The following is a 2,478-nucleotide window of genomic DNA, read 5'->3' as shown; positions in this document are numbered from 1 at the left end:
CGATAGCGCTGCAGGCCGCGGTTCCGGCCATGCCGATACGGCCGCTCGGCCTTGCACACCGGACAGCAGGGAGGGGGCCTGTCCGCTCCTTCGATCGCTTCGCAGAGCCGGTCCAGTCCGAGCGCCGGCGTCAGTATCTCCAGGAGTCTGCCGCGCTGATTTTTGGACAGCAGCGGCAGTTGCCGCAACCACTTCGTGAATCGCCTGCCTTCCATTTCCACCCTCCGCCGTCGACGTCGATTAACGACACTTGGACAAGGACGGAACTCGGCAGTTCAATTTCTACACTTAACGCGGACAGCGCCAATTCCTTCCCCCTCGGCCTGCGCAGCGTTTCCCGCGCAGGCCGCTTCCTTCCGCTCTGTTCCGCATTTTCGACGGTCTGTCGCACCGCAATGGCGTCCGTACGCCCGCATCCCTACAGTGCATCCATGGGCGGCTTCGCACGCCTCGATGTAGAAAAAAAGTTCTAGACAAAAGAATCTAGACAAATTATTCTAGTTTCAACGTGAAGGAGAAGCGATGAGCGAGATGCTGGCGGTGGTGGCGAGCAGCCTGGCCTGGGCCTTGCTGGATTTTGTCTGGCAAGGCCTGCTGGTGGCCTGGGTGGCGGCCATCGTGATGATGATGATGCGCGGCGCCCGTCCGCAGGCGCGCTATGCGGTGGCCTGCGCGGCCCTGCTGCTGTGCGCCGCGCTGCCGCTGGCCGGCACGGTGCAGCGCATCCTCGATGCCGACACCACGACGACCATGCTGCCGCTGGCGACCCTGGCCATGGCCGACGTGTCCGCGCAGCAGGCGCCGGTAGTGGCGCTCGACCCGGAACGGGTGGCCGGCTGGGAAAGCGCGCTGCAGGCGCGGCTGCCTCTGGTGGTGCTGTTCTGGGCCTGCGGGGCAGGGCTGCTGGCGCTGCGCATGGCCTTCGGCCTGCTCTGGGTGCGCCGGCGCAGCCAGCCCGGCCACTACCGTGGCGACCCGTATTGGCAGGCCCGGCTGGACGAGCTGGCGCGGCGCTTCGGCATCGCGCGCCGCGTCACCCTGGGCCTGGTCGACGACCTCAGCAGCCCGGTGACGGCCGGCTGGTGGCGCCCGGTGGTGCTGGTGCCGGCGTCCCTGGCGACGGGCATGCCGCCGCATTTGCTGGAAGCGCTGCTGGCGCACGAGCTGGCCCATGTACGGCGCTTCGACTACCTCGTAAACCTGATTCAAAGCGCGATCGAGATCCTGCTGTTCTACCACCCGGCGGTGTGGTGGCTGTCGCAGCGGATCCGCAGCGAGCGCGAACAGATTGCAGATGATTTAGCCGCAAGCGAGCTCGGCGAACCGCGGCGCCTGGCACTTGCATTGTCCGAACTGGACTTGTTCCAGTTCACCCCGCAACTTGCCCCAGGGGCACACGGAGGAGATCTCATGTCTCGCATCAAACGCCTGGTTCGTCCTGAAGCCGAACCGCTCAACTGGAAACTGGCCCTTCCCATCCTTGGCCTGGCCACCTGCGCCGCGCTGTATTCCTGGACCGCCCCGGCCCATGCCGCGCCCCAGGCTACCCAGGAGTCCGCTCAAGAGGCCAGGTCGGAACGCCGCGAACCCCGCGTGGTCCGCGAAGCCGCCCGCGGCGAACCCTATGCCGTGGTGCGCGCCAAGGAAGGCGGCTTCAACATCAGCGGCAGCAGCGACGACTGGGACGACGTCAAGGCGGCGCGAAAGGCGATCGACGGCGAGTTCGTCTGGTTCCGCGAGAACGGCCGCTCGTACTATATCCAGGACCGCGAGCTGATGGCCAAGGTCAATGCGGCCTGGGCGCCGGTGGATCGCCTGGGCAAGCAGATGGATGTCTACGGCAAGGAGATGGACAAGCACGGCAAGAAGATGGAAGCGCTGGGACACCGGATGGAGGAGGCCTCGAGCGGCTTCAAGCCGGTCGCCAACAAGGGCGAGCTGCGCGAGATCGAAGACGGCATGCGGGCGCTGGGCGAGCAGATGGAAAACCTTGGCCGCGAACTGGCCGGCGCCCGCGACGATGACGAGCGCGAGCGCATCGAGCGCCGCATGGAAGAGACGGGCAAGCGCATGGAACAGGCTGGCAAACGCATGGAGCAGGCCTACAATTCGCCGCAGATGCGCAAGGCCCATGCCGAGATGGAAGCGCTGGGCGACCAGATGAAGGAAGCGGGCAAGCCGATGGACGCCCTGGGCAAGCGCATGGGGACGCTCGGCAAGGAGATGGAACGCGAGAGCAAGGCGGCGGACCAGACCGTGCGTGGCCTGATTCGTGACGCAAAGGAAAGGGGCCTGGCGAAGCCTGTTCCTGCCGCCGCACAGCGGCCGGATAGCGCGCGTACCGGAGAAGGCTGGGTCATCAAGCCGCAGGTCCTGGTGGGTGATGCAAGCGTGATCGGAACATCGGTGGGGGCAAAATAACGGGCCTGGGTCTGCATGCCTGAGTGGCCATCAGAAAAAAACGCCACCATGAAGGTG

At 65.8% G+C, this 2,478-nt stretch carries 2 protein-coding genes; both read left to right on the top strand.

Annotated features, from left to right (window positions below):
- The coding region (locus tag J8847_RS23935; RefSeq protein WP_211527187.1) for a hypothetical protein at window positions 1-473 on the top strand (473 nt) is incomplete at its 5' end.
- A gap of 49 nt (window positions 474-522) precedes the next feature.
- The gene (locus J8847_RS23930) at window positions 523-2,421 is read left to right on the top strand and encodes a M56 family metallopeptidase (protein WP_229429584.1); all 1,899 of its coding nucleotides are present in this window, start codon (window positions 523-525) and stop codon (window positions 2,419-2,421) included.
- The last annotated feature ends 57 nt before the right edge of the window (window positions 2,422-2,478 follow it).

The organism is Massilia sp. AB1, assembly GCF_018119385.1.
Taxonomy (GTDB): Bacteria; Pseudomonadota; Gammaproteobacteria; order Burkholderiales; family Burkholderiaceae_D; genus Telluria.
The sequence above is the reverse complement of the archived record's forward strand: the minus strand, read 5'-3'. Positions and strand labels throughout refer to the sequence as shown.